The organism is Streptomyces orinoci (assembly GCF_003121295.1).
Taxonomy (GTDB): Bacteria; Actinomycetota; Actinomycetes; order Streptomycetales; family Streptomycetaceae; genus Streptomyces; species Streptomyces orinoci.
The window spans coordinates 49,569-76,221 of record NZ_PHNC01000004.1; the positions used below are offsets into that span (position 1 = coordinate 49,569).

The 26,653-nt window shown below is 70.7% G+C and carries 22 protein-coding genes and 2 pseudogenes; 13 read left to right on the plus strand and 11 right to left on the minus strand.

The window, feature by feature from the left end:
• Positions 1–19 precede the first annotated feature (19 nt).
• From CV755_RS01050 to CV755_RS01060, 3 genes are read left to right on the plus strand one after another with little or no spacing between them, the layout of a single operon-like run.
• Positions 20–154 carry an SPW_0924 family protein gene (locus tag CV755_RS01050; protein ID WP_109278203.1) on the plus strand — a complete coding sequence of 45 codons (135 nt, stop codon included), beginning with the start codon at positions 20–22 and terminating at the stop codon, positions 152–154.
• Positions 155–166: 12 nt separating this feature from the next.
• Positions 167–1,201 carry a cell envelope lipid trafficking protein PgfA gene (gene pgfA, locus CV755_RS01055; protein WP_109278204.1) on the plus strand — a complete coding sequence of 345 codons (1,035 nt, stop codon included), beginning with the start codon at positions 167–169 and terminating at the stop codon, positions 1,199–1,201.
• The gene (locus tag CV755_RS01060; protein ID WP_109278205.1) at positions 1,198–1,389 is read left to right on the plus strand and encodes a hypothetical protein; all 192 of its coding nucleotides are present in this window, start codon (positions 1,198–1,200) and stop codon (positions 1,387–1,389) included. The genes pgfA and CV755_RS01060 overlap by 4 nt, the downstream gene beginning before the upstream one ends.
• Positions 1,390–1,638: 249 nt before the next feature.
• On the opposite strand, the gene hrpB is transcribed toward CV755_RS01060, so the two are convergent.
• Together hrpB and CV755_RS01070 are read right to left on the minus strand one after the other, a co-directional pair.
• Entirely contained in the window at positions 1,639–4,149 is a 2,511-nt protein-coding gene (gene hrpB, locus CV755_RS01065) for an ATP-dependent helicase HrpB (RefSeq protein ID WP_241560894.1), read from the minus strand.
• 53 nt (positions 4,150–4,202) lie between these two features.
• On the minus strand, positions 4,203–5,000 hold the full coding sequence (locus CV755_RS01070; protein ID WP_109278207.1) for a class I SAM-dependent methyltransferase: 798 nt from the start codon (positions 4,998–5,000) through the stop codon (positions 4,203–4,205).
• A gap of 351 nt (positions 5,001–5,351) precedes the next feature.
• Here CV755_RS01070 and rpsA point away from each other — a divergent pair, with 351 nt between their 5' ends.
• The 4 genes from rpsA to CV755_RS01090 all read left to right on the plus strand — a co-directional run bounded on the left by rpsA (position 5,352) and on the right by CV755_RS01090 (position 9,084).
• Positions 5,352–6,845 (plus strand): 30S ribosomal protein S1, encoded by a 1,494-nt coding sequence (rpsA, locus tag CV755_RS01075; RefSeq protein WP_109278208.1) that lies wholly within the window; start codon positions 5,352–5,354, stop codon positions 6,843–6,845.
• 221 nt (positions 6,846–7,066) lie between these two features.
• Positions 7,067–8,011: a PAC2 family protein gene (locus CV755_RS01080; protein WP_109278209.1), complete on the plus strand. Its 945-nt coding sequence runs from the start codon at positions 7,067–7,069 to the stop codon at positions 8,009–8,011.
• A 25-nt stretch (positions 8,012–8,036) separates the two neighbouring features.
• The gene (coaE, locus tag CV755_RS01085) at positions 8,037–8,636 is read left to right on the plus strand and encodes a dephospho-CoA kinase (protein ID WP_109278210.1); all 600 of its coding nucleotides are present in this window, start codon (positions 8,037–8,039) and stop codon (positions 8,634–8,636) included.
• Between the two features lie 85 nt (positions 8,637–8,721).
• On the plus strand, positions 8,722–9,084 hold the full coding sequence (locus tag CV755_RS01090; RefSeq protein ID WP_109278333.1) for a tetratricopeptide repeat protein: 363 nt from the start codon (positions 8,722–8,724) through the stop codon (positions 9,082–9,084).
• 153 nt (positions 9,085–9,237) lie between these two features.
• Here CV755_RS01090 and CV755_RS01095 read toward each other — a convergent pair whose 3' ends face one another.
• Positions 9,238–9,516 carry a DUF6343 family protein gene (locus CV755_RS01095; RefSeq protein ID WP_109278211.1) on the minus strand — a complete coding sequence of 93 codons (279 nt, stop codon included), beginning with the start codon at positions 9,514–9,516 and terminating at the stop codon, positions 9,238–9,240.
• 96 nt (positions 9,517–9,612) lie between these two features.
• Positions 9,613–10,497: a glycerophosphodiester phosphodiesterase gene (locus CV755_RS01100; protein WP_338323613.1), complete on the minus strand. Its 885-nt coding sequence runs from the start codon at positions 10,495–10,497 to the stop codon at positions 9,613–9,615.
• A gap of 227 nt (positions 10,498–10,724) precedes the next feature.
• Here CV755_RS01100 and uvrB point away from each other — a divergent pair, with 227 nt between their 5' ends.
• Positions 10,725–12,851, plus strand: coding sequence for an excinuclease ABC subunit UvrB (uvrB, locus tag CV755_RS01105; protein WP_109278212.1), 2,127 nt, complete (start codon positions 10,725–10,727; stop codon positions 12,849–12,851).
• A gap of 183 nt (positions 12,852–13,034) precedes the next feature.
• Entirely contained in the window at positions 13,035–13,613 is a 579-nt protein-coding gene (locus CV755_RS01110; protein WP_109278213.1) for a TerD family protein, read from the plus strand.
• 12 nt (positions 13,614–13,625) lie between these two features.
• Here CV755_RS01110 and CV755_RS35690 read toward each other — a convergent pair.
• Positions 13,626–14,277 (minus strand): annotated as a pseudogene (locus CV755_RS35690) (transposase); the annotation flags it as partial.
• A complete protein-coding gene (locus CV755_RS01120) occupies positions 14,274–14,939 on the minus strand; it encodes a TetR/AcrR family transcriptional regulator (RefSeq protein WP_109278334.1) in 666 nt (221 codons plus the stop codon). The gene CV755_RS01120 and the pseudogene CV755_RS35690, both read right to left, overlap by 4 nt.
• Positions 14,940–15,069: 130 nt before the next feature.
• Between CV755_RS01120 and CV755_RS01125 the strand changes: the two genes are divergently transcribed.
• Positions 15,070–16,506 (plus strand): MFS transporter, encoded by a 1,437-nt coding sequence (locus CV755_RS01125; protein WP_109278215.1) that lies wholly within the window; start codon positions 15,070–15,072, stop codon positions 16,504–16,506.
• 223 nt (positions 16,507–16,729) lie between these two features.
• Complete coding sequence (locus CV755_RS34030; protein WP_153068549.1) at positions 16,730–17,716, plus strand: TerC family protein; 987 nt, start codon at positions 16,730–16,732, stop codon at positions 17,714–17,716.
• Between the two features lie 15 nt (positions 17,717–17,731).
• Here the strand turns inward: CV755_RS34030 and CV755_RS01130 are convergent.
• From CV755_RS01130 to CV755_RS01140, 3 genes and pseudogenes are all read right to left on the minus strand, one after another.
• Positions 17,732–18,997: pseudogene (locus CV755_RS01130) on the minus strand (MFS transporter); the annotation flags it as partial.
• A 190-nt stretch (positions 18,998–19,187) separates the two neighbouring features.
• Positions 19,188–19,844, minus strand: a complete 657-nt coding sequence (locus tag CV755_RS01135) for an MBL fold metallo-hydrolase (protein ID WP_109278216.1) — start codon at positions 19,842–19,844, stop codon at positions 19,188–19,190.
• 22 nt (positions 19,845–19,866) lie between these two features.
• The gene (locus tag CV755_RS01140; RefSeq protein ID WP_109278217.1) at positions 19,867–20,553 is read right to left on the minus strand and encodes a maleylpyruvate isomerase family mycothiol-dependent enzyme; all 687 of its coding nucleotides are present in this window, start codon (positions 20,551–20,553) and stop codon (positions 19,867–19,869) included.
• Positions 20,554–20,761: 208 nt separating this feature from the next.
• On the opposite strand from CV755_RS01140, the gene uvrA reads away from it, so the two are divergent.
• On the plus strand, positions 20,762–23,770 hold the full coding sequence (gene uvrA, locus CV755_RS01145) for an excinuclease ABC subunit UvrA (protein ID WP_109278218.1): 3,009 nt from the start codon (positions 20,762–20,764) through the stop codon (positions 23,768–23,770).
• A gap of 268 nt (positions 23,771–24,038) precedes the next feature.
• Here the strand turns inward: uvrA and CV755_RS01150 are convergent, their stop codons facing one another.
• Entirely contained in the window at positions 24,039–24,956 is a 918-nt protein-coding gene (locus tag CV755_RS01150; RefSeq protein ID WP_109278219.1) for a carbohydrate kinase family protein, read from the minus strand.
• A 108-nt stretch (positions 24,957–25,064) separates the two neighbouring features.
• Here CV755_RS01150 and CV755_RS01155 point away from each other — a divergent pair, with 108 nt between their 5' ends.
• Complete coding sequence (locus tag CV755_RS01155) at positions 25,065–25,484, plus strand: QcrA and Rieske domain-containing protein (protein WP_109278220.1); 420 nt, start codon at positions 25,065–25,067, stop codon at positions 25,482–25,484.
• Positions 25,485–25,507: 23 nt separating this feature from the next.
• Here CV755_RS01155 and CV755_RS01160 read toward each other — a convergent pair whose 3' ends face one another.
• Complete coding sequence (locus CV755_RS01160; protein ID WP_109278221.1) at positions 25,508–26,446, minus strand: hypothetical protein; 939 nt, start codon at positions 26,444–26,446, stop codon at positions 25,508–25,510.
• Positions 26,447–26,653 lie beyond the last annotated feature (207 nt).

Genomic DNA, 26,653 nt, shown 5'->3' on the forward strand with positions numbered 1-26,653 from the left:
GGACAACGGGAGGTTCGGCGTGCGCGCACTGGCCGCCGCGGCCATCGGACTGGCCGCCGCCCTCGCCCTGGTCCTGGCCCTCACCGCCATCGGCCCACCGGACAGCGGCACTTCGCCCAAGCCGCTGCTGTCCTCGATCCCCGCGCACCCCTAGCCGGGACCCGCGGTGCGCCGCCCGGCAAGCCTGGTACTGCTCGCCCTCGCCGTGTTCTGCGCCGCCCTGGCGCCGCTGCTGCGTTACTACGCCTATCCGCGCCTGGCCAAGGTGCCGCCCGGCCAGTACATGGCGACCGTGCTGGAGGCCAGGGACGCCACCCTGATCGACTACGCCACGCTCCAGCCCCGGCAGGTGGCCAAGGTGTCCATGGTCCAGACGGTCAAGGGCGACGCCCGCCAGGCCCGGAAGATCAAGGACGCCACCGGGCGCGATGTGGTGGTCTGGGACACCCTCACCTATGTCGCCGGGCCGGACGGGGCGATGGTCTCGCGCATCCCCGAGCGCTATGTCTTCGACGCCCACAGCCAGCAGCCGGTGCACACCGGCGGCGAACAGATCGACGGCACACCGGTGCGCCACGAGGGCATCGAGTACAAGTGGCCGTTCCAGGTGCGAAAGCACGACTACCAGTACTTCGACCTGATGACCCGGACCGCGGCGCCCATCCACTACGGAGGAACCCGGACCTTCCACGGGTTGCGGGTCTACTACTTCGAGCAGACCGTGCCCTGGACCCGGGTGCCGGTCCCCCGGACGCTGCCACTGGGCGTCACCCCCGAGACGGTCCGGCAGCTGGGGCTGGAGCGCTGGTACACCACCAAACGGATGTTCTGGGTCGATCCCACCACGGGCAGCCCGGTCAATGGCGAGGAGCTGCACCGGGAGGAGATGCGCTGGACCGGCCACCCGGAGAAGAAGCCGATCACCGCCTTCGCCGGGGATGTGAGGATGCGCCCCGACTATGTGGACTCCGTGGTCCACCTGGTGAAGACCCAGCGGCAGCTGTTGCTGCTGCTCACCGACTATGTGCCCGGGGGCTGCACCGGGCTGGGCGCGGCCCTGCTGGCCCTGGCCCTGGTGCTGGATGGCCGGGCCCGCCGAGATCGTTGTGCGTTCGGCCCGGGCGTGGCCCAGGATGGAGAGAACACCCGAATGGGCGACCCCCGGCCACGGGCGTCGCTGAGCGAAGGAGGCTCACCGTGAAGGAGAGTCCCGAGGACGCATCCACCACCTCCCGCCCCGCCCGGCTGTACACCGGCGCGGAGCGGCCCTTCGACCCGGAGGACCTGGTGCTGGCCTCCGGTCACGACCTCACTCCCGAACGGATCGAGGCCGCCCGACGGCACATCGAGGAAAAGGGCGCGGCAGCCCTGGAGCGCTACCTGCCGTAGGGGAGCGCCCCGCCAGGGGCGCGAGGCAGTTTCGTTCTGCGGCTCCGCCGCGCGGGCGCGACCAGCCACAGACGGCCCGCACCCGAATGGCAACGCCCCACTGGGCGGGCCGCCTCGGCACGCCCGTCCGCCCGCCCGACAGCGACCGCCCCGCCAGGGGCGCGGGACAGTTTCGTTGTGCGGCTCCGCCGCTCGGGCGCCCCCAGCCACAGCGCCCCGCACCCGAATGCGGCGTGCGAACGCCCAGCCTCACCGCCGGGCGTTCGTACGCCGAGTCGGCACGGCAGCCGTAGGGTCCTCCGGCCACGGATGCCGGGGATAGCGCCCGCGCAGTTCCGCCCGTACCGCCCGGTACCCGTCCCGCCAGAAGGAGGCCAGGTCGGCCGTGACCGCGGCCGGCCGGCCGGCCGGTGAGAGCAGGTGGACCAGCAGCGGAACCCGGCCGTCCGCGATGCGCGGGGTCTCGCCCAGCCCGAAGAGCTCCTGCAGTTTGACGGCCAGGACCGGCTGCTCACCGGAGTAGTCCAGCCGGATCCGCGACCCGCTGGGCACCTCCACCCGCTCCGGAGCCAGCTCGGCGAGCCGCGCCGCCTCCCCGGTCGCCCAGGGCAGCAGCCGCTCCAGCGCCTTCCCGGCGTCCAGCCGCTCCAGACCGGCCCGCCGCGAGACCCGCTCCGGCTCCCAGCCGAGCCACTCCTCGGCCCGCTCCAGCAGCGCCGCGTCGGTCACCTCCGGCCAGGGTTCGCCCAGTTCCCGGTGGAGAAAGGCCAGCCGCTGCCGCAGCGAGACCGCCTCCGGCGTCCAGCGCAGCAGCCCCAGACCCTCCTCGCGCAGCCCCGTCAGCAGCGCCGCCCGCACCAGGCGCGGATCCGGGGCGGGCAGCGCGCGGGCGGAGAGTTCCACCGCCCCCAGCCGCCGCACGCTCCGGGCCACCACATCGCGCCGCTCGGTGGACCAGTGCACCTCCTCGTCCTCGGCGAGGAACGCGCCGGCCGCCTCCAGGGCCGTCCGCTCGTCGATCACCGCCCCCAGCCGCACCCGCGCGGAGGCCGCCGACACCGGCCGGTCGGCGACGGCCACCGCCAGCCAGGGCGCGCTGCGCAGCCGGGAACCCTCGCCCAGGACGGCTCCGGTACCGGAGACCATCAGAAAGGCGCTCTCATTACGGGCCCGGGCCACCCGCTCCGGGAAGGCCAGGGCCGCGATCAGACCGGCCGCCGCGTCATCGGTGAGCGCGCCGGGGTCCGGTTCCTGGGGCACCGCCCCGGCCAGCCGCCGGACCTCCGCCCGCCAGCGCGCCGCATAGCCGTCCCCGCCGCGCCGGGCCCGGCGCCAGACCTCGGCCAGGTCGTCGCCGTACTCCCGGGGCGGCTCCTCGCTCAGCAGGGCCACCAGTTCGGCCGCCCGGCGGGTGCCCAGCTCCGGGGCGCCGTCCAGCAAGGCGCGGGCCAGGCGCGGATGCACCCCCAGCCGCGCCATGCGCCGGCCGCGCTCCGTGGGGCGCCCGTCCCGCTCCACCGCGCCCGTCGCCTCCAGCACGGCGCGCGCTGCGGCCAGCGCCCCCGCGGGCGGCGGGTCCAGCAGCGCCAGCGAGGCGGCACCGGGGTCGCCCCAGCAGGCGGCCTGCAGGGCGAAGGCGGTCAGATCGGCGACCGTGATCTCCGGGGCGGGGAAGCGCGGCAGCCGGGCGTCCTCGCCCTCGGCCCAGCAGCGGTAGACCGTGCCCGGCGCCTCCCGGCCGGCCCGTCCCGCGCGCTGCCGGGCGGCGGCCCGTGAGGCCCGTACCGTGGTCAGCGCGCTCAGCCCGCGCGCATGGTCCGTCCGCGGCTCCCGCGCCAGCCCCGCGTCCACCACCACCCGCACCCCGGGCACCGTCAGGCTGGACTCGGCCACCGAGGTGGCCAGCACCACCCGCCGCCCCGGGCCGCCGGCCAGCACCGCGTCCTGCACGGCCGCCGGCGCGCGGCCATGCACCTGCAAAACCTCGACCCCCGCCAGACCGCCCAGCAGCCCGGCCACCCGGGCGATCTCCCCGACCCCGGGCAGGAAGCACAGCACATCCCCGGACCGCTCGCCCAGCGCCCGCCGCACCACGGCCGCCACATGTTCCAGCAGTGCCGGGTCCACCCGCATCCCATGCGGCGGCCGCACCGGCCCGGCCGGCGGCGCCCACACCACCTCGACCGGGTGGGACACGCCCTCGGCCATGACCACCGGCGCCCCGCCCAGCAGCTTGGCCCAGCCCTCGGCGTCCGTGGTCGCCGAGGCCGCCAGCAGCCGCAGCCCGGGGCGGAGCGCGGCGCGTACGTCCAGCAGGAAGGCGGCGGCGGTGTCGGCGTCCAGATGCCGTTCATGGCACTCGTCCAGCACCACCAGATCGACCCCGGCCAGCTCCGGGTCCCGTTGCAGCCGTTGCAGCAGCACACCGGTGGTGACCACCTCGACCAGGGTGGACGGGCCCGCCCGCCGCTCCCCGCGCACCGTGAAGCCAACGCTCTCGCCGACCTGCTCGCCCAGCAGCCAGGCCATCCGCCGGGCGGCCGCCCGGGCCGCGATCCGCCGGGGCTCGGCGACCACCACCCGACGCCGTGCGGAGGCATCGTCGCCGGTCAGCCCGGCCAGGGCCAGCGGCACCAGGGTGGTCTTGCCGGTGCCGGGCGGGGCGCAGAGCACCGCCGCGCCATGCCCGTCCAGGGCGGCGGACAGGCCGGGCAGAACGGTGCGTACGGGCAGCGAGGCGAGGGCGTCGGCGTGGATCACGCCGCCCAGTGTCGCCGCAACCCCGGTCGCGGCGGAAAACGGGAGCCGAGCGCTCAGTCCCGGTCGCAGACGAAGATCGCGGTGCCCGGGATCAGATGCCCGCGCAGCGGCGACCAGCCGCCCCACTCCTGGGTGTTCCACTCGGGCCATTCCGGTTCCACGAGATCCACCAGGCGGAAGCCGGCCGCCGCCACCTCGCGTACCCGGTCGCCCAGGGTGCGGTGGTGCTCCACATAGACGGCACGCCCCGTCTCGTCCTGCTCCACATAGGGGGTGCGGTCGAAGTAGGAGGCGGCCACCGACAGGCCCTCGGGCCCCGGCTCGTCGGGGAAGGCCCAGCGGATGGGGTGGGTGACGGAGAAGACCCAGCGCCCGCCGGGCCGCAGCACCCGGTGCACCTCGCGCATCACCCGTACCGGATCGGCGACGAAGGGCAGCGCGCCATAGGCCGAGCAGGCCAGGTCGAAGGAACCGTCCGCGAAGGGCAGCGCGCCCGCGTCGGCCTCCACCAGGGGGAAGTCCGCGCCGATCCGCAGCGCGTGCTGGAGCTGCCGGTGGGAGAGGTCCAGGGCCACCGGACGCGCTCCCCGGGCCTTCAGCCAGCGCGCGCACTGGGCGGCGCCGGCGCCGATCTCCAGTACGTCCAGCCCCTCCGGGGAGCGGCCGAGCAGCCCGGCCTCCGCCTCGTCCAGCCCCTCCGGCCCCCAGATGAACCGGTCGTCGCCCAGGAACGCGCCATGCTCGGTCTGGTACTCATCCGCGTTGCGGTCCCACCAGCCCCGGCTGGCCCGGCTGCTCTCACCGGCACCGGCCTGCCGCCGGGTGGCCTGGGGCTCGTCGTCGTGGATCATCTCGGCGCTCGTGCCCCCGGCAATAGTCTTCAGTAGGCTTTATGGCCTCGCGGAACGCGAGTTGGGCCGGTTGCGGGGTGTTTTGTCCCGGGTGTGCGCCTTCGCGCATTGACCGTCTCCGGCTGCCCCCGTATGCTACAAGTTGCGCTGCGGGCCTGCGCGCCTCGGACCGAGCAGGCCGCTTTCGCACTTGTTGTATGTCCCCTCGGTTGTCGAGGCGCTTCCCAAGTGTCCCAGGACTCTTCGGAAACATCGCGTCTCCAAGGCTGTCCGGCTTCGGCGGTGCGATATACGGGCTCTCGGCGTAGCAGTACCTACGACTTCAATGTCCGTACCGGAGCCCTTTCCCACATGACGAGCAGCACCGAGACCACCGCCACCACCCCGCAGGTTGCGGTCAACGACATCGGTAACGAGGAAGCCTTCCTCGCCGCGATCGACGAGACGATCAAGTACTTCAACGACGGCGACATCGTCGACGGCGTCATCGTGAAGGTCGACCGGGACGAGGTCCTGCTCGACATCGGTTACAAGACCGAGGGTGTCATCCCCTCCCGCGAGCTCTCGATCAAGCACGACGTGGACCCCAATGAGGTCGTCTCCGTCGGTGACCAGGTCGAGGCCCTCGTTCTCCAGAAGGAGGACAAGGAAGGCCGCCTGATCCTGTCCAAGAAGCGCGCTCAGTACGAGCGGGCCTGGGGCACGATCGAGAAGATCAAGGAAGAGGACGGCATCGTCACCGGTACCGTCATCGAGGTCGTCAAGGGTGGTCTCATCCTCGACATCGGCCTCCGTGGCTTCCTGCCGGCCTCCCTGGTCGAGATGCGCCGCGTGCGCGACCTGCAGCCCTACGTGGGCAAGGAGCTCGAGGCCAAGATCATCGAGCTGGACAAGAACCGCAACAACGTGGTCCTGTCCCGCCGTGCCTGGCTGGAGCAGACCCAGAGCGAGGTCCGCCAGACCTTCCTCACCACCCTGCAGAAGGGCCAGGTGCGCTCCGGCGTCGTCTCCTCCATCGTCAACTTCGGTGCCTTTGTGGACCTGGGCGGCGTGGACGGTCTGGTGCACGTCTCCGAGCTGTCCTGGAAGCACATCGACCACCCCTCCGAGGTCGTCGAGGTCGGCCAGGAGGTCACGGTCGAGGTCCTGGACGTGGACATGGACCGCGAGCGCGTCTCCCTGTCGCTCAAGGCCACCCAGGAAGACCCGTGGCAGCAGTTCGCCCGGACCCACCAGATCGGTCAGGTCGTCCCGGGTAAGGTCACCAAGCTCGTTCCCTTCGGCGCGTTCGTCCGCGTTGACGAGGGCATCGAGGGCCTGGTCCACATCTCCGAGCTGGCCGAGCGCCACGTGGAGATCCCGGAGCAGGTCGTCCAGGTCAACGACGAGATCTTCGTCAAGGTCATCGACATCGACCTCGAGCGCCGCCGCATCAGCCTCTCGCTGAAGCAGGCCAACGAGTCCTTCGGTGCCGACCCGTCCGTGGTCGAGTTCGACCCGACCCTGTACGGCATGGCCGCGTCCTACGACGACCAGGGCAACTACATCTACCCCGAGGGCTTCGACCCCGAGGCCAACGACTGGCTGCCGGGTTACGAGAAGCAGCGCGAGGAGTGGGAGCGCCAGTACGCCGAGGCGCAGCAGCGCTTCGAGCAGCACCAGGCGCAGGTCATCAAGTCCCGCGAGGCGGACGCCGAGGCTGCCGCCGCCGGCGACCAGGCCGCCCAGCAGGCCGCTCCGGCCGGTGGCTCGTACTCCTCGGAGTCGGCCGACAACTCCGGCGCCCTGGCGTCGGACGAGGCGCTGGCCGCGCTCCGCGAGAAGCTGGCGGGTGGCCAGAGCTGAAGCTCTGACCGGTCGCTGTAGCTGACAGCAGGCTGAGGGCGAGGCCCGTTCCCCGAAAAGGGGGACGGGCCTCGCCGTCGTTGTGGGCCCCGTCGTTGCCGGACTGGTCGTTATGAGCCTCGTTTGTGGACCTCGCCGTTGTGGGAAGGCCGGCGTCCTCGGGAATGGCGGCGGAGCCCAAGAACGTTCCCCCTGACGGAACATGAGGAGGAACGGGGACCGTGTTGGATCCGCAGGGTTTGTACGAATGGGAGCCCAAGGGGCTCGCCGTGGCCGACCTGGCTCTGGCTCAGGACACCGCCGGCCTGGTCATGCTCTACCACTTCGACGGCTATATCGACGCGGGTGAGACGGGTGACCAGATCGTCCGGCGGCTGCTGGACGGCCAGCCGCACCAGGTCGTGGCACGCTTCGACCATGACCGTCTGATCGACTACCGGGCGCGCCGCCCGCTGCTGACCTTCCAGCGGGACCGCTGGACCGCCTATGAGACGCCGGCGATCGAGCTGCGCCTGGTGCAGGACGCCACCGGGGCGCCCTTCCTGCTGCTGTCCGGTCCGGAGCCGGATGTGGAGTGGGAGCGATTCGCCGTGGCGGTACGGCAGTTGGTGGAGCGGCTGGGGGTGCGGCTGTCGGTGAACTTCCATGGCATTCCCATGGGAGTGCCGCACACCCGCCCGGTGGGCATCACCCCGCATGGCAACCGGTCCGAGCTGGTACGCGGCCACCGGCCCCTGTTCGAGGAGGCCCAAGTGCCCGGCAGCGCCGAGTCGCTGGTGGAGTTCCGGCTGGCCGAGGCGGGGCACGACGTCCTGGGGATCGCCGCGCACGTTCCGCACTATGTGGCCCGTTCGCCCTATCCGGACGCGGCGTTGACCGCGCTGGAGGCGCTGACCTCCGCCACCGGGCTGGTGCTGCCGCACACCGCGCACGCCCTGCGCACCGCGGCGCTGCGCACCCAGGAGGAGATCGAGCGGCAGATCGCCGAGGGCGACGAGGAACTGGTCGGCCTGGTCAGGGGACTTGAGCACCAGTACGACGCGGTGGCCGGCGCGGAGACCCGCGGCAGTCTGGTGGCCGAGCCGGTGGACCTGCCGTCCGCGGATGAACTGGGCGCGGAGTTCGAGCGTTTCCTGGCCGACCGGGAGGGTGACGGCGGGCAGTGAGCGGCCTGCCGATAGCGTGGGGCCCATGGTGAAGGTGGGCCTCACAGGGGGCATCGGTTCGGGCAAGAGCGAAGTGTCGCGGCTGCTGGCCGCCCGGGGCGCGGTGATCGTGGACGCGGACCGGATCGCCCGGGAGGTGGTCGAGCCGGGAACGCCCGGGCTGGCGGCGGTGGTTGCCGAGTTCGGCCCCGAAGTGCTGGCCGCGGACGGCACCCTGGACCGCCCCCGGCTGGGCGCCATCGTCTTCGCCGACGAGGAACGGCTCAGGGCGCTGAACGCCATTGTGCATCCGCTGGTCCGGGCCCGTTCGCTGGAACTGGAGGCCGCGGCCGGCCCGGAGGCGGTGGTGGTGCACGATGTCCCGCTGCTCGCCGAGAACGGACTGGCGCCGCTGTACGACCTGGTGGTGGTCGTGGACGCCACCGAGCGCACCCGGCTGGAGCGGCTGGTGCGGCTGCGGGGGATGACCGAGGACGAGGCGCGGGCCCGGATGGCCGCCCAGGCCACCCGGGAGGAACGGCTGGCGGTGGCCGACCTGGTGATCGACAACAATGGTCCGCTGGCGGCGCTGGAGGACCGAGTCGCCGAGGTGTGGCGCGAGTTGCTGGCGCGCGCCGGGGAATAGGCGCGGGGAATAGACGGCCGCGCCGGGCCGTTACCGGCCGTACCCGGCGCCCTGGCGACGCACCGCAGGAGGAAGGACGATGGCCGTGCCCCAGCCCACACCGGAAACCCATGTCATCGCCTTCCGCACGGCGGAGCGGCTGCTGGACGCCCGGGATCCGCGTGGCGCCGTCCAGCTGCTGGACTCGGTGATCGCGGCCCATCCGGAGAACACCGCGGCCCGTCTGCTGCGGGCCCGCGCCTATTTCGCGGCCGCCCGGCTGGGCGCCGCCGAGCGGGAGTTCCAGGTGGTCATCGAGCGCGAGCCGGACAACGCCTACGCTCACTTCGCCCTGGCCCGCACGCTTCAGCGGGCGGGGCGCGGGGGAGAAGCGGTGCGCTACTTCCGGCTGGCGGCCGCCCTCGACCCGCGGCCGGACTTCCTGGCGGCGGCCCGGTTCGGGCAGTGAGGTGTACGGGCAGTGAGGTGCACGGGCGCGTACAGGGCCTTGTGAAGGCTTAGCGGGGCGCATGGGTGCGGGCAGGGGCGCGGAGGGGCGTGCGTCGAGCAGGATGGGGCGGGCGCTGAGTGCGGTGGGGCGGGACGAGCCCCGTCGTGAGCGTCAGGGTTCGTCCCGCCGCTTGTGGTCGCTGACCGGCTCATAGGGCGGTACGTCCCGGCCGGGCTGGTAGTGCGGGCCCTGCCGGATATGGCGGATGACCATGGAGAGATCGACGATGGTCACCGCCAGCAGCACCCCGAAGACGATCGCCCAGCCGGGATGTCCGGTCAGCGCGAACAGCACCGTACCGGCGACGGCGCAGACCAGTCCCCAGCTCGCCAGCGCGCAGCGCAGCCGCAGCGGGCTGCGCGCGGTCATCGGTTCATTGCCGGTGCGCATCGCCGGTCACCTCCCGCCGGGTGCCTTCCGCTTCCAGGATCCACCCGGTGGCGGGGGTGTGGAAAGCGGCGCCGGGAGCAGTGCCGGAGCGCGGTATTACAGGAGGCCGAAAAGGCCGCCGAGGAAGCCGGAGCGGTCCCGGGCGTCCTCGGCCAGGGCGGCGGCGACCAGGTGCGGGGCGTTGCTGATCACCCGGTCCACGCCCAGATGGGCGAGGGCCACCGCGCGCCGGGGGTCGTCCACCGTCCAGGCGGAGATCTCCAGCCGGCGGCCGTGCGGGCCCTTGACGGCGTGTACGGCCCGTACCCAGGACGCGTTGAGGCGGTTGTGGCCGGGGTTGATCTGGTCGGCGAAGCGGGCGTAGGAGCGCAGCTCGGCGGGGGCGGGAGCGCCCAGGAAGCCGGTGGTGACCTCGGGGCGCAGCCGGTGGAAGGTCTGCACAGAGGCGGCGCTGAAGCTCTGGACGACCAGCCGGCCCTCGGTGTGCCGGCGGTCCAGCCAGCCGCAGCGGCGCAGCTCGGCGGCGATCTGCCGTTCGATGCCGGGGTAGTGCTCGGGGGCCTTGATTTCCAGCAGCAGGCGCTGGTGGTTGTGGTCGAGCCGGTGCAGATAGCGGTCGAGGGTGGGGATGCGCTCGCCGCGGTAGCGGGGGGCGAACCAGCCGCCGGCGTCCAGTCGCTCGATCTCGGCGAGGCTGAAGTCGGCCACCTTCCAGGGGGCGCGGCCGGGGTAGCGCTGCCGGACGTCGGTGGTGCGGGCGAGGGTGGTGTCGTGGACGACCACCAGGGCGCCGTCCCTGGTGCGCTGGACGTCGTTCTCCACCCAGCCGATGCCCAGCCGGGCGGCCTGGTCGATGGAGGCCAGGTGTTCTCGGGGGCCTTCACCGGCACTCCGCGGTGGCCGATGGTGACCGGTGGGCGGGGTGCGGCGGCGTGGGCGGGCCAGGAGTGCAGGGCCAGGACGGCGGTGGCGGCGAGGCACAGGGCGAGCAGGAGGCGGAGGACGGTGCCGGGGGTGCTTCCGGGGCGTCTGGGCATCGGGTCTCCTGCGGGTGGGGCCGGGTGCGTTCTCCGCCGTGCTGCCTGGTCGTTGTGCCGGTGGCAGGCCGTGCCGGTTCTCGGCTGCTGATCCTTCTGATTCTTCGCCTCCCGGGTACCCGCCAATCCTCGCCGGACCCGGTTGTCAGTGGCAGGTCGTACCGTGGTTTCATGCGGCCCGTTACCCAGATCGAACGCAAGATGGCGCCCTTTGAGGTCGTCAGCCCCTACCAGCCCAGCGGCGACCAGCCGACGGCCATCGCCGACCTGGAGCGGCGCATTCGCGCGGGTGAGAAGGATGTCGTCCTGCTCGGTGCGACCGGCACCGGCAAGTCGGCGACCACCGCCTGGATGATCGAGAAGCTGCAGCGGCCGACCCTGGTGATGGCGCCCAACAAGACGCTGGCGGCCCAGCTCGCCAATGAGTTCCGCGAGCTGCTGCCCAATAGCGCCGTCGAATACTTTGTGTCGTACTACGACTACTATCAGCCAGAGGCCTATGTCCCGCAGTCGGACACCTATATCGAGAAGGACTCCTCGATCAACGAGGAGGTGGAGCGGCTGCGTCACTCGGCCACCAACTCGCTGCTCACCCGGCGCGATGTGGTGGTGGTCGCCTCGGTCTCCTGCATCTACGGTCTGGGTACGCCGCAGGAGTACGTGGACCGTATGGTTCCGCTGAAGGTCGGCGAGGAGATCGACCGGGACGAGCTGCTGCGGCGGTTTGTGGAGATCCAGTACACCCGCAATGACCTGGCCTTCACCCGGGGCACCTTCCGGGTGCGCGGGGACACCATCGAGATCTTCCCGGTCTATGAGGAACTGGCCGTCCGTATCGAGATGTTCGGGGATGAGATCGAGGCGCTGTCCACCCTGCACCCGCTCACCGGTGAGGTGATCTCCGACGACCAGGAGCTCTATGTCTTCCCGGCCAGCCACTATGTGGCCGGTCCGGAGCGGATGGAGAAGGCCATCGCGGGCATCGAGGCGGAGCTGGAGCAGCGGCTGGCCCAGTTGGAGAAGCAGGGCAAGCTGCTGGAGGCCCAGCGGCTGCGGATGCGCACCACCTATGACATCGAGATGATGCGGCAGATCGGTTCCTGCTCCGGCATCGAGAACTACTCGCTGCATATGGACGACCGTGAGCCGGGTTCCCCGCCCAACACCCTGCTGGACTTCTTCCCCGAGGACTTCCTGCTGGTCATCGATGAGTCGCATGTCACGGTGCCGCAGATCGGTGCCATGTACGAGGGGGATGCCTCGCGCAAGCGGACGCTGGTGGAGCACGGTTTCCGGCTGCCCTCGGCGCTGGACAACCGCCCGCTGAAATGGGAGGAGTTCACCGAGCGCATTGGGCAGACGGTCTATCTCTCGGCGACTCCCGGGCCCTATGAGCTCTCCCGTTCCGACGGTTTTGTGGAGCAGATCATCCGGCCCACCGGTCTGGTGGACCCGGAGGTGGTGGTCAAGCCGACCGAGGGCCAGATCGACGACCTGGTGCATGAGATCCGCAAGCGCACCGAGAAGGACGAGCGGGTCCTGGTCACCACGCTGACCAAGAAAATGGCCGAGGATCTCACCGACTACTTCCTGGAACTGGGCATCCAGGTGCGGTACTTGCACAGTGATGTGGACACCCTGCGCCGGGTGGAGCTGCTGCGCGAGCTGCGCGCGGGCGAGTACGACGTCCTGGTGGGCATCAACCTGCTGCGGGAGGGCCTGGATCTGCCCGAGGTCTCGCTGGTGGCCATTCTGGACGCCGACAAGGAGGGCTTCCTGCGCTCGGGCACCTCGCTGATCCAGACCATTGGCCGGGCGGCGCGCAATGTGTCCGGCCAGGTCCATATGTACGCGGACAAGATCACCCCGGCGATGGAGAAGGCCATCGATGAGACCAACCGCCGCCGGGAGAAGCAGATCGCCTACAACAAGGAACGGGGCATCGACCCCCAGCCGCTGCGGAAGAAGATCGGCGACATCGTGGCCACGCTGGCCCGCGAGGAGATCGATACCCAGGAGCTGCTGGGCACCGGCTACCGCCAGACCGACAAGGGCAAGGACAAGAGCAAGGCCAAGGCGCCGGTGCCGGCCGCGTCCGGCAAGAAGGGCAAGCGCAAGGAGCCGGTGGCCGCCACCGATCGTCCGGTGGCCGAACTGGCCCAGCAGATCGAGGAGATGACCGACCGGATGCGGGCCGCGGCGGCGGAGCTGCAGTTCGAGGTCGCCGCCCGGCTGCGGGACGAAGTGCATGAACTCAAGAAGGAGCTGCGGCAGATGAAGGAGGCCGGTCTGGCCTGACCTGCCGTCCGGGAGTCAATTGGCAGGTCTTTGCCGAAACTTGCCCCAGGTTATGTTGCAAGATCGCCACAAAAGTCTCCCGGATGGGCGGTCGCCGTACGTCGCTGCATAGGGTCGTACTCGGTTGGCCGTGCGAACCGCACGGCCACGGGGGAAGAGAACGACACCAGAAGGGGCTGTGCGGTGACAGTCAACTTGTCCAAGGGTCAGGGCGTCAGTCTGCAGAAGTCCGACGGGGCGGGACTGACCGCGGTGCGGATGGGACTGGGCTGGCAGGCGGCCGCCCGGCGGGGCCTGTTCAGGTCGCGCACCAAGGAGATCGACCTCGATGCCTCGGCGGTGCTCTTCGCCGGCGGGCAGCCGGTGGATGTGGTCTTCTTCCAGCACCTGGTCAGCGATGACGGCTCGGTGCGGCACACCGGCGACAATCTGGTGGGCGGCGCAGGCCAGGGCGGCGACGACGAGGCGATCCTGGTGGACCTGCAGCGGGTGCCGGCGCATGTCGATGCCATTGTGTTCACCGTCAACTCCTTTACCGGGCAGACCTTCGCCGAGGTGCAGAACGCCTTCTGCCGTCTGGTGGACGAGAACACCGGCCAGGAGCTGGCCCGTTACACCCTGGACGGCGGCGGCCCGTACACCGCGCAGATCATGGCCAAGGTGCACCGGGCGGGCAACGGCTGGCAGATGACAGCCATCGGCGCCCCGGCCAACGGCCGTACCTTCCAGGACCTGATGCCGGTGATCGCCCAGAGCCTGTAGCGCTGGCCTGTCGCGCCAGTCCTTGAGGCGGTTGATCGGCCGCTCGACGGTGTTGCGGTCACGGCAAAGATCGGCATCGACGGTGACGTGGCGTTTGCATGGGTGCGCGCGGTTCGGCGCGGGGTGAGTACGCCTTGTCCGCGGCGACCGCGCCGGGGCGGGTGCGGGGTCGGCCGACCGGCAGACGAGCGCGGATCTTCTTCAGCACGGGGACGAACCGGGGGCTGTCCGCAGCCTGCCCTGCGGTGAGAACGAACAGGGGGCGGGGCTTGCGTGCTGCTCGATTCCGCCTCGTCATCCCTTTTTGCCGGGCCTCTCCTGCTCGGCGGCGGCTCCCCAAGAGCCTGCATGATGCTGTTGCCGGCGATCACCCCGGTGGCGTCATGATGGGCCCGGACGGTTGTGGAGTCCACGCCGGCCAGGGACAAGCCTGTCTTGCCCCGATGGGCGGCTTCGGCGATCAGGCCCTGCGGTAGAGCGGTGAACACACCGGCGTTCCGCGAGACCCGGAAGTGCCTGTAGACGGCCGGGCGGGGCCCGAACTCGCCCGGCAGTGCACGCCACTGCGAGCCCGTCCTGAACCGCCGGATCACCCCTCGAACTGAGCCTGCAGCCGCTCGGGGCACGGATCGTGCTCGCCTGTCGGCAGGAATGGCTCTATCAACTTCCACTGTTCGTCGGTGAGTTGGCAAGTCCGTCGGAATCGAGTCCGAGCCGACGGCCCAGGAGGGCGAGCTGGTCGGCGAAGCGCTCGATGAACTCCGGGGACTGCGGGTCGTCCCCGCATACGCCCGCGATGACATGCGGAAGGGTGACAGGGGCCATCGCCGCCGCCATCAGCATGACCATCAGGCAGGCCGGGTCCATCTCCCGCGGCAGGGCCCCGGCCGCCTGCCGTTCCCGGATGTCGGCCACGGACTCCGCGAGACGCTCCGTGCGGGGCCCCTGGTCCGGGTCCGCTTCGGGGCCGGTGTACTCCAGGCCGCCCCAGGCCAGCAATCGCATGCCGTCCCGGTTCTCCAGCGCCTCCAGCACATAGCGGCGCAGTTGCTCGGACATCGGGGTGCCGGGTTCGACGAGCTTGCTCGCCCGCTCGCCCCAACTGTCCGACATCGCCCGGAACAGGCCCTCCTTGCCGTCGAAATAGTAGGAGATCAACTGCTGGTTGACGCCCGCCCGCTTGGCGATCGCCGCGATACGGGCGCCCGCGTAACCATGCGCGGCGAACTCCGTCATCGCTGCCTCAAGAATCAGCTTGCGCGTGCGCTCCGGATCGCGCTGCCGCTCCGACGGCTTCGGGGACCGGCGGGGCTTGGACACAGTCATGCCCGAACCATACACACAAGTGGCCGAATCAATCGACGATCGAGCTTAATCAAATGAATGGTTGACACAGTAGTGCGGATCATTGATTGTGGGCTGCGGGATTTCCTCTGCTCGACAGAAGGAGTACGTGATGCAAAAGCACCCGCTGCGGTGGTGGGCGCTGGTGGTATGTGTCCTGGCCGTCCTGGTGGACATGATCGACAACCAGATCGTGGCTGTGGCGCTGCCTACCATCCACCGCCACCTCGGCGCCGGAGAGGCTGCGATGCAGTGGATCTCCGCGGGCTACGCCCTAGGATTCGCCCTCACCCTGATCATCGGTGGCCGGCTGGGCGACCGGTACGGCGTCAAGAAGCTGTTCCTGGCCGGTATGGCGGTCTTCACCCTCGCCTCGCTGTCCGCCGGCCTGGCCCCGGAGCCCGGCCTGCTGATCGCCTCCCGGGTGGTGCAGGGCGTCGGTTCGGGGCTGATGGTGCCTCAGGTCCTGACGTTCATCCACACCGAGTTCGACGAGGCCGAGCGCCCCAAGGCCATGGGCCTGTACGCCGGGGCCTTCCCGCTCGGCGGACTCGCCGGGCCCTTGCTGGGCGGTGTGCTGACCGAGGCCGACCTGTTCGGCTCGGGCTGGCGCGCCATCTTCCTGGTCAACATCCCGATCGGCGTGGCGGGACTGGTCGGCGCCCTGGCGACCATCCCGAACCGCCCGGGCTCCCTGCGCCACCCGCTGGACCTCGGCGGTCTGGCACTGCTGACCGCCACCGGGTTCGCGGTGTTCTACCCGCTGGTGCAAGGCCGGGAGAGGGGGTGGCCGCTGTGGTCGATCCTGCTGATGGTCGCGGCGGTGCCGCTGGCCGGCCTCTTCGCGGTGCACCAGCGCCGTCAGGAAAGGCGGGGCGGCGAGCCATTGGTCCCGCCGGCCATGATGCGGGTGCGCAGCCTGTGGTCCAGCCTGACCGTGATGCTCTGCACCCAGATGGCGATCGGCGTGTTCTTTATGCTGACCCTCTACCTGCAGCTCGGGCTCGGATTCTCGCCGGTCCAGGCCTCGCTGACCTTCGCCCCGGGGGTGATCGGCATCGTCGCCGGCAACGCCCTGGCCATGAACCTGGCCACCAGGACCGGACGCTCCTTCCTCACGGTTATGACCGTGGTGCTGGCGGCGAGCCTGGCCTCCATAGCCCTGGTGATCCATGCCGCGGGAGACGAACTGAATGTGTGGGAGATGCTCGGCCCGGTCATCTTCTTCAGCTTTGGCATCGGTGGCCTGCTCAACGCACTGTTCGGCACGGCGATGGGGCAGATCCGGCCGCACCAGGCCGGCGCCGCCTCCGGACTGGTCAATACCACCGCCCAACTCGGCCAGGCCGTGGGGATCGCGCTGTTCGGCACGGTGTTCTTCTCCCTGCTGCCGGGCCACGGCTACCAGTCCGCCACCGTCAGGACGTTCATGGTGAGCATCGGGGTGACGCTCCTGGCCCTGGTGCTCACGGCGGCGCTGCCCAGCCGGCGGCGGGCCGGGGGCAAAACGCTCGCGCCCGATTGCGGGACGACGTCCGCACCGGCGTGACCGCAAGCCGTGGAACGCCGCGGAGGCGCGCCCCGATGCGGGGCAACCGCCTCTGCGGCCACACCGTTCGGCGAATAGCCCTCTGAGCTGGCAACTTGGAAATTACTTTACCATTTCTTGGTTCTTCCTGTACTGTTGGCGCTACGGAGGTGAAGGGCTCGACTGGAAGGCGCCTCCGGCAGCGGCGACGCTGGTAGATGCCGTACGACGTGCCGGAGGGGCCGTGGATGTCTCCCTGACCCTGTGGGTGCTGACCATCCTCGGTCTGTGCGCCCTGATCGCCGCCGATTTCTTCATCGGCGGCCGCAAACCCCATGAGGTCTCCCTCAAGGAGGCCGGGATCTGGACCGCCGTCTGGATGGTGCTGGCGGGGCTGTTCGGGCTGGGGCTGCTGCTCTTCGGCGGCGGGCAGCCGGCCGGTGAGTTCTTCGCCGGGTTCATCACCGAGAAGTCGCTGAGCGTCGACAACCTCTTCGTCTTTGTGCTGATCATGGGCAAGTTCGCGGTGCCGGCCATCTACCAGCAGCGGGTGCTGATGGTGGGGGTGCTGATAGCCCTGGTGCTGAGGGCCGCCTTTATCGCGGCGGGTGCGGCGATCATCGCCAACTTCTCCTGGGTCTTCTACCTCTTCGGCGCCTTCCTGGTGTGGACCGCCTGGAAGCTGATCCAGGAGGCCCGTGCGGGTGAGACGGAGGAGGAGTACGAGGAGAACCGCCTGCTGAAGAAGATCGAGCGGCGCTTCCCCTCCACCGACCGCTACTACGGCACCCGGCTGTTCGTGGTGGAGAACGGCAGACGGCTGATGACGCCGATGCTGGTAGTGATGCTGGCGATAGGCACCACCGATGTGCTGTTCGCCCTGGACTCAATACCGGCGATCTTCGGCCTCACCCAGGATCCGTACATCGTCTTCACCGCCAACGCCTTTGCCCTGATGGGGCTTAGGCAGCTGTACTTCCTGATAGGCGGCCTGCTGCGGAAGCTGGTCCACCTCTCCTACGGGCTGTCGGTGATCCTTGGCTTCATCGGGGTCAAGCTGGTGCTGCATGCCCTGCATGAGAGCGGGGTGGCCGTGCCCGAGATCAGCACCCCCCTCTCGCTGGGCGTCATCTGCGTGGTGCTCCTGGTCACCACCGTCACCAGCCTCAGGGCGGCCCGCAAACAGGAGTCGGCCGAGGCGGCGGGAGGCCGGCAGGACGCCCGGGTGTGACCTGGCGCCGACGGGCGCGGCGGTGGCGGCCATGGAGGCGGGCCGGGTCTCCGGGAGAAGTGCGAAACAGGCCAGGCTGAACAGGGCCACCGCGGTGAGATAGCCGGCGACGCCCCAGGGCGGTCCCTCGCCCCGGGCCAGGGCGGTGGCCACCAGCGGGGTGAGCGCCCCGCCCACCAGCCCGGCCAGGTTGTAGCCGACCGCCGCGCCGGTGCAGCGCACCCGGGGCTCATAGAGCTCGGGAAGATAGGCACCGGTCACGGCGAAGGCCAGGCTGAAGGCCAGCACGGCGCCCAGGAAGCCGGCCGTCATGGCCACCGGCCGCCCGGTGCCCAGCAGGCCCATCAGCGGAAACATCCACAGCGCCACCGCCGCGCAGCCGGCCAGGCACAGCGGGCGGCGGCCCAGGCGGTCGCCGAGCAGGGCGAAAGGGACGGTGACCGCGCCGGAGACGGCGACGGCCAGCATGATGCAGCCGAGCAGCACCGTGCGGTCCACGCCCAGGCGTTCGGTGCCATAGGAGAGGGACCAGGTGGTGATGGTGTAGAAGACGGCGTAGCCGATGGACAGTGCGCCGCCGGTGAGCAGGACCACCCGCCAGTCGCGGCCGGTGAGTTCGGCGATGGGCAGCCGGGCCCGGCGTTCGCCGCGGGCCAGTTCGCGGAAGTCGGGGGTCTCGGAGAGCCGGCTGCGCAGGCCCAGCCCGACGGCGACCAGCACCCCGGCGGCCCAGAAGGGCACCCGCCAACCCCAGGACAAGAACTGGGCGTTGGTGAGGGTGGCGGAGAGGATCAGGGTGATGCCATTGGCGAGGAGGAAGCCCAGCGAGGGGCCGATCTGCGGAAAGCTCGACCAGAGCGCCCGCCGGTGGGCCGGTGCGTGCTCGGCGGTCAGCAGCACCGCGCCTCCCCACTCCCCGCCCAGGCCGAGCCCCTGCAGAAAGCGCAGGACCAGCAGGAGCAGCGGGGCGGCCAGGCCGATCCGGGAGTAGTCGGGGCAGCAGCCGACGCCGACCGTGGCCAGGCCGGTGAGCAGCAGGGAGGCGATCAGTACCGGGCGCCTGCCATGGCGGTCGCCGATGTGTCCGAAGAGCACCGAGCCCAGCGGGCGGGCGATAAAGCCGATGCCAAAGGTGCCGAAGGCGGCCAGGGTGGCGGTCAGTGAGGAGACAAGGGGGAAGAACTGCCGGCCCAGGACCAGGGCGGCGGCGGTGCCATAGGCGAAGAAGTCATAGAACTCGATGGCGGTGCCGACCAGGGAAGCGGCTGCCAGACGGAACATGGCCGGAGAACGGTCACGGTGCATGTACCGTCCAACTTCCCGGGCGTGCCCGGGAAACGGGGCGTGCGGGCGTATGGGGAGGGGCGCGCGGTGACATCCCTCCCGCCCCGGAACGGGATCCGGATGCGCCTCCTCGGCGCGGCGTAGCGAGGGCCGGGGGCCGCCCAAGTGCCGGACGGCCCCGGGTTGTTCACCAGCCGCGCTCGCGCCACTCCGCGAGGTGCGGACGCTCGGTGCCGAGGGTGGTGTCGTTGCCGTGACCGGGATAGACCCAGGTCTCGTCGGGGAGTTGGGCGAAGAGCTTGTGCTCCACGTCGTCGATCAGGCTGGCGAAGGCCTTGGGATCGTTGTGGGTGTTGCCCACGCCCCCCGGGAACAGGCAGTCGCCGGTGAAGAGATGGGGGTGACCGTGCGGGTCGTCGTAGATCAGGGCGATGCTGCCGGGGGTGTGGCCCACCAGGTGGCGGGCGGTCAGCCGGACCCGGCCGACCTGGATGACATCGCCGTCCTCGACCGGTACATCGGTCGGCACCGGGATGCCCTCGGCGTCGTAGCGGCCCGCGTAGGTGCGGGCGCCGGTGGCGTCAACCACCTCGCGCAGGGCGCCCCAGTGGTCGGCGTGGCGGTGGGTGGTGACCACGGAGGCGATGCCGCTGTCGCCGATGAAGGAGAGCAGGGTCTGCGGCTCGGCGGCGGCGTCGATCAGCAGCTGTTCGTCGGTGGCGCGGCAGCGCAGCAGATAGGAGTTGTTGTCCATCGGGCCGACCGCCAGCTTGGAGATCATCAAGTCGGGCAGTTCATGCACGTCGGCAGGGCCGCCGACCTTCACCATTCCCGTGTATGCCATGGAATCAGCCTAGTTCTTCGGGCTAGAGCGGGGGCAGCGCGGGCAGCGGTCCGCCCTCGGTGCGCAGGGCCGAGCCGTCGCGGCGGCCGGCCAGCCAGCCCATCAGGTCCGCCGGAGCGCCGGTGACCCGGACCGGCTCTCCCTCGGTGTGGCCGGTGCGCCACTGGCGGCCGTCCGGTGCCGTCAACAGCGTGGCGGGGACATCGGGGTGGCCGGTAAAGCGGTCGGTGAGGAACTCGGTCTCCCGGGCGGTGAACTCCGCGGGCAGATCCTCCAGCTCATAGCCGATGCCCAGGTCCACATGGTGCAGCTCGACCTCGATCAGCCGCCGGAAGGGCACCCGCGAGGCGCTGTCGGTGACCCCGTTGCGCAGGGTGACGGTGCGCGACCAGTCCGCGGGTGCCGCGGTGGCGTCGGCGAAGCGCCGGCCGGAGGCGCGCAGGTCGGCCAGCTGGGCGGCCAGCGGGCGCGGCGCGTCCCGCTCGATGTCGGCGTCGCGGGCCTCGGCGCTGACATACATGGGGCGGCCGGCCAGCACGTTGACCAGAGCGTCGGCGTTGCGCGCGAGGTGGGCCAGGACATGGCCGCCGGTCCAGCCGGGCAGCCGGGAGGGGGCGGCGACGGCGGCGTCGTCCAGCTTCTCCAGCGCGGTCAGCAGCCGCTCGTCCGCCTGACGGAGCAGGGCCAGGTCATGCGCGTGATCAATCATGCGCCGACCCTAGCGGCGCCACTCGTTCGGGTGAAGGAGGCTGGTTCCTGCCGTAAATCGAATGTGCGTGCTATAGGCTCGGTGTGCGGCATCCTTGGGAGATGTCCGCAGTGCCCTCGTACCCTGGACGGTTCGGGGGCTGCGCTCCGCCGAGCGGAGCAAGGTGCACAGTCAGCACCCCCACCTCTCAAGAAAGGTGCCGACCGGCGTGGCAGACCGTCTCATCGTCCGTGGCGCGCGTGAGCACAACCTCAAGAACGTCTCGCTCGACCTCCCCCGCGACTCGCTCATCGTCTTCACGGGCCTGTCGGGATCGGGCAAGTCGTCGCTCGCCTTCGACACGATCTTCGCCGAGGGGCAGCGTCGCTACGTCGAGTCCCTCTCCTCCTATGCACGGCAGTTCCTCGGGCAGATGGACAAGCCCGATGTGGACTTCATAGAGGGCCTGTCCCCGGCCGTGTCCATCGACCAGAAGTCCACCTCGCGCAACCCGCGCTCGACGGTGGGCACCATCACCGAGGTCTATGACTACCTCCGGCTGCTCTTCGCCCGGATCGGCAAGCCGCACTGCCCCGAGTGCGCCCGGCCGATCTCCCGGCAGTCGCCGCAGGCCATCGTGGACAAGGTGCTGGAGCTGCCGGAGGGCAGCCGCTTCCAGGTGCTCTCGCCGCTGGTGCGGGAGCGCAAGGGCGAGTTCGTCGATCTCTTCTCCGACCTGCAGACCAAGGGCTACAGCCGGGCCCGGGTGGACGGCGAGACCATCCAGCTCTCCGACCCGCCCAAGCTCAAGAAGCAGGAGAAGCACACCATCGAGGTGGTCATCGACCGCCTCACCGTGAAGGGCAGCGCCAAGCGCCGGCTGACCGACTCGGTGGAGACCGCGCTGGGCCTCTCCGGCGGCATGGTGATCCTGGACTTCGTCGATCTGGACGCGGACGACCCCGAGCGTGAGCGGATGTACTCCGAGCACCTCTACTGCCCCTACGACGACCTCTCCTTCGAGGAGCTGGAGCCGCGCTCCTTCTCCTTCAACTCCCCCTTCGGCGCCTGCCCGGACTGCACCGGCATCGGCACCCGGATGGAGGTTGACCCGGAGCTGATCGTTCCGGATGAGGACAAGTCGCTGGACGAGGGCGCCATCAGCCCCTGGTCGCACGGCCACACCAAGGACTACTTCGGCCGCCTGGTCGGCGCGCTGGCCGACGCCCTGGGCTTCCGTACCGACATCCCCTGGGCCGGGCTGCCGCAGCGGGCCAAGAAGGCCCTGCTCAACGGGCACAAGACGCAGATCGAGGTGCGCTACCGCAACCGCTATGGGCGCGAGCGGGCGTACACCACGGCCTTCGAGGGCGCGGTGCCCTATGTCAAGCGGCGGCACTCCGAGGCCGAGAGCGACTCCAGCCGGGAGCGCTTCGAGGGCTATATGCGCGAGGTGCCCTGCCCCACCTGTGAGGGCACCCGGCTGAAGCCGATCGTGCTGGCGGTCACGGTGCAGGGGAAGTCCATCGCCGAGGTCTCCGCGATGTCCATCAGTGAGTGCGCGGACTTCCTGCGCGGAATGACGCTGACCGGCCGCGAGAAGAAGATCGCCGAGCGGGTGCTCAAGGAGGTCAACGAGCGGCTGAAGTTCCTGGTGGACGTCGGCCTGGACTACCTCTCGCTCAACCGCGCCGCCGGGACGCTCTCCGGCGGCGAGGCCCAGCGGATCCGGCTGGCCACCCAGATCGGCTCCGGGCTGGTGGGCGTGCTGTATGTGCTGGACGAGCCCTCCATCGGCCTGCACCAGCGCGACAACCACCGGCTGATCGAAACCCTGGTGCGGCTGCGGGACATGGGCAACACCCTGATCGTGGTGGAGCACGACGAGGACACCATCAAGGTCGCCGACTGGGTGGTGGACATCGGTCCGGGCGCCGGTGAGCACGGCGGCAAGGTGGTGCACAGCGGTCCGCTGGCCGATCTGCTGGCCACCGAGGGGTCGATGACCGGGCAGTATCTGTCCGGCAAGAAGGTCATCGCCATCCCGCCGGTGCGGCGTCCGGTGGACCCCTCGCGGCGGCTGACCGTGCGCGGGGCCCGGGAGAACAACCTGCGGGACATCGATGTGTCCTTCCCGCTGGGAGTGCTCACCGCGGTCACCGGAGTCTCCGGCTCCGGCAAGTCCACGCTGGTCAACGACATCCTCTACACCCACCTGGCGCGCGAGCTCAATGGTGCGCGGGCGGTGCCGGGGCGGCACACCCGGGTGGACGGCGACGATCTGGTGGACAAGGTCGTCCATGTCGATCAGTCGCCGATCGGCCGTACCCCGCGGTCCAACCCGGCCACCTACACCGGGGTCTTCGACCACATCCGCAAGCTGTTCGCGGAGACTATGGAGGCGAAGGTGCGCGGCTATCTGCCGGGCCGCTTCTCCTTCAACGTCAAGGGCGGCCGCTGTGAGAACTGCTCCGGTGACGGCACGATCAAGATCGAGATGAACTTCCTGCCGGACGTCTATGTTCCGTGCGAGGTGTGCCATGGCGCCCGGTACAACCGGGAGACGCTGGAGGTGCACTACAAGGGCAAGTCCATCGCCGAGGTGCTGGATATGCCGATCGAGGAGGCGCTGGAGTTCTTCGAGGCGGTGCCCACCATCGCCCGTCATCTGCGCACCCTGACCGAGGTGGGGCTGGGGTACGTACGGCTGGGGCAGTCCGCGCCCACGCTCTCCGGCGGTGAGGCGCAGCGGGTGAAGCTCGCCAGTGAGCTCCAGAAGCGGTCCACCGGGCGGACGGTGTATGTGCTGGACGAGCCCACCACCGGTCTGCACTTCGAGGACATCAACAAGCTGATCTCGGTGCTGTCGGGGCTGGTGGACAAGGGCAACACGGTGATCGTCATCGAGCACAACCTCGATGTGATCAAGACTGCGGACTGGGTCGTGGACATGGGTCCCGAGGGCGGCAGCGGCGGCGGCCTGGTGGTCGCCGAGGGCACGCCGGAGGAGGTCGCGGCGGTTCCCGCGAGCCACACGGGCAAGTTCTTGAGGGAACTGCTCGGGGAGCGGGTGAGTGATCTGGACTGTCCTGGAGCCAAGTCCTCTTCGCGGGGGGCGGGGAAGAAGGGTCCTGCCGCGAAGAAGACGGTTGCGGCCGGGCGGGCCACGGCGAAGAAGGTTGTTTCCGCGAAGGCGGGGGCTGCGAAGAAGACGGCTTCGCGGGCGCGGCGGGTCTGAGCCCCGCCAGGACCAAGGGTGCGGGTCGCCGGGGCTGAGCCCTGCGACCCGCACCCTTTGCGCTGTCCAGGGCCCGGGGCGAGGGCGCCGTTCTCTTTCCGTCGCGATGGCGGTCACTCGTTGCGGCGCGGCCCGGCGGTGTGGAACCGGGCGTATCGGCGGATGGGCGGCTCCGCGTCTCCGGTGGTGTTCCGGGTGCGGGCCGCCCCTGGCTGGTCGCGCAGTTCCCCGTGCCCCTGGTGGGCGCCGCCCCCTGGTGGGGCGCCCCTTAAAGGTCCGTGGGGAAGGGGGGTTCCGCGCCGGTGCGGGAGCAGGTGAGAGCCGCGGCGTGGGCGGCGAAGGTGAGGAGGGCGCGCCAGTCGTGGGCGTCCAGGGCCGCCAGGCCGGGGCGGGAGAGCGCGTCCGCCTGGGCGAGCCGGTGCAGCAGGGCCGCGTTCACCGTGTCCCCGGCCCCGATGGTGTCGGCCACCCGCACCCGCCCGGCGGGCACGGAGTGCACGGCCCCGCCCGGGGCGTAGACCGTCAGCCCGTCCGCGCCCCGGGTGAGCACCACCGCCTGGGGGCCCTCCTTGAGCCATTCCTCCGGAGTTCCGCCCAGCCACCGGGCGTCCTCCTCGGACAGTTTGAGCAGGCAGACATCGGGCAGCCAGGAGCGGAACCGCGCCCGGTAGCCGTCCGGGTCGGGGATGAGGCCGGGGCGGATATTGGGATCCAGGAGGGTGAAGACGCCCCGGGCCGCCTCCCGGCGCAGCAGGGCGGCATAGGCGTCGGCGCCCGGGTCCAGGACCAGGGAGCAGGTGCCCACGCTCAGGGCGCTGGTGGCGGCCGGCAGCGCGGGCGGGAGTTCGAAGAGCCGGTCGGCCGTGCCCTGCGCATAGAAGCGGTAGCCCGCGCCCCCGTCGGCCGCGAGGTCGGCCACCGCCAGGGTGGTCGGTTCGGGGCCCCGGGCGACCAGCGAGAGGTCCACGCCCGCGGCCCGCAGCCCCGCCAGCAGCGCCTCGCCGAAGCCGTCGGTGGAGACCCGGGAGCAGAAGGCGGTCGGTGTGCCCAGCCGGCCGAGCGCCAGGGCGGTGTTGTACGGGCCGCCGCCGCGCCGCGGCAGCAGCGGGGGCAGCCCGCCCTCCGGCGAGGGGGAGTTGGGCGCGGGCACAAGGTCGATCAGGGCTTCACCGGCTACGACGATCATCTGGCGTCCTTCCGCTGGGCAGGCGGACAGCCTCCCATGGGGCGGGTGGGGAAATCGATGCCGGTAGGGTCGGGACGAACCGTACATCGCACCCGTTGGAGCACTCCTATGACCAGCCAGCCGTCCGCTTCCCGCCGTACCGTGCTGCGCGGCGCCGCCCTGGCCGGTGTCGCCGGAGTGGGGGCGGTGGCCTGTGACGGCGGCGGCAAGCCCGGCGCCGTACCCACCGCGCCGGTGGACCTGGGGGCGCCCGGCGAGGTGCCGGTCGGCGGGGCGCGGCTGTTCCGGGAGCAGAAGCTGGTGGTCTCGCGGACCGCCGAGGGGGAGTACCGGGCCTTTGGCGCGGTGTGCACCCACCGTGGCTGTGTGGTGGACAAGGTGGAGGACGGGCAGATCAGCTGCCCCTGCCATGGCAGCCGCTTTGACGCCGCCACCGGCAAGGTGCTCCAGGGGCCGGCCAGTGAGCCGCTGCCCCCGGTGCCGGTCCGGGTCTCCGGCGGCCGGCTGATCGCGGGCCAGGAGTCCTGATCCGAGGGCCTGGACCCAAAGCTTCAGGACCAGTCCCAGCCGATCCCAAGGATCCCCGGGCGCTCCACCTGTTCCACCAGGTGCACCCCGCGATGGCGCCCGGCCAGGGTCAGTTCCTGCTGTCCGGTGCGCGGCGCGGCGGCCGAGGCCCGGGTGAAGCGCCGGCAGCGCACCGGGAGGGCGGCGGCGTCGAAACGTATCTCCAGGACATACTGGCCGCCCGCGAAGCTGAACCCCCGTACATACTCCCGGCTTTGGCCACCGGTCCCGTCGGTGAAGCCATAGCCCAGCACATAGGTCTCGCCCGCCCGCAGCCGGGTGTCGAAGAGCAGCTCGGCCACCACCACCCCCGAGCCGGCATGTGAACGCACCCTGCCCACCCGGCAGTTCTCCAGAGCCCGTACCGCGACGCGCGCCGGATCGCAGCCCGGGTCACCATGATGAATCGCTATATAGCGGTCAACTCCGTCCCGGTGGGCGCGTACCACATGCCGGGAGTCGCGCTCCCGCAGCCGCCGGTCCGGGCCGATGAAGACCCGTTCCAGATGACAGACGGTGTGCAGTCCGCAGTCCGGCGGGGACTCCAGCTCGCCCAGCAGCCGGTGCACCACATGCGACTCCTCCACCAGGGAGCGCAGCGGGCGGGTGGCGGGCCGGTCGCGGTCCGGGCCGGAGGGCGCCTCCAGCAGCCGGGTCAGGGCGTGTTGGGGCAGGCCGAGGATCTCCTCCAGCACGCCCACCGCCCGCAGCGACTCCGGCCGGCGCGGCCGGCGCGCGCCCTGCTGCCAGTAACTCAGGCTGGTCACCCCCACATTGACGCCGCGCTGGGCGAGCCGGTGCTGCACCCGGTGCAGCGGCAGTCCGCGTGCCTCCAGAGCGGCGCGCAGCGCCAGATGGAACGGTCCGGTGTGCAGTGCCCGGGCCAGCTCGGTCTCGATGCCGCCGGTGGTGGAATGAGCCATTCCGCTTGCCCCTCCTTGTGAATTTTCACGCCGGGTGCGAGGGAACCAAGTCCGCCTGCCACGTGGCATTCCTCCTGGCACGCGCACCGGCCGTTCACATCCGGTTCGCTCCATTCACACCGCCGCCCCATTGTGCATTGAATCCGGTTGACCAGTTCTCGACAACATCCGATGCTCCTCTCCAGCGTCCGGACGCGCTCATCTATG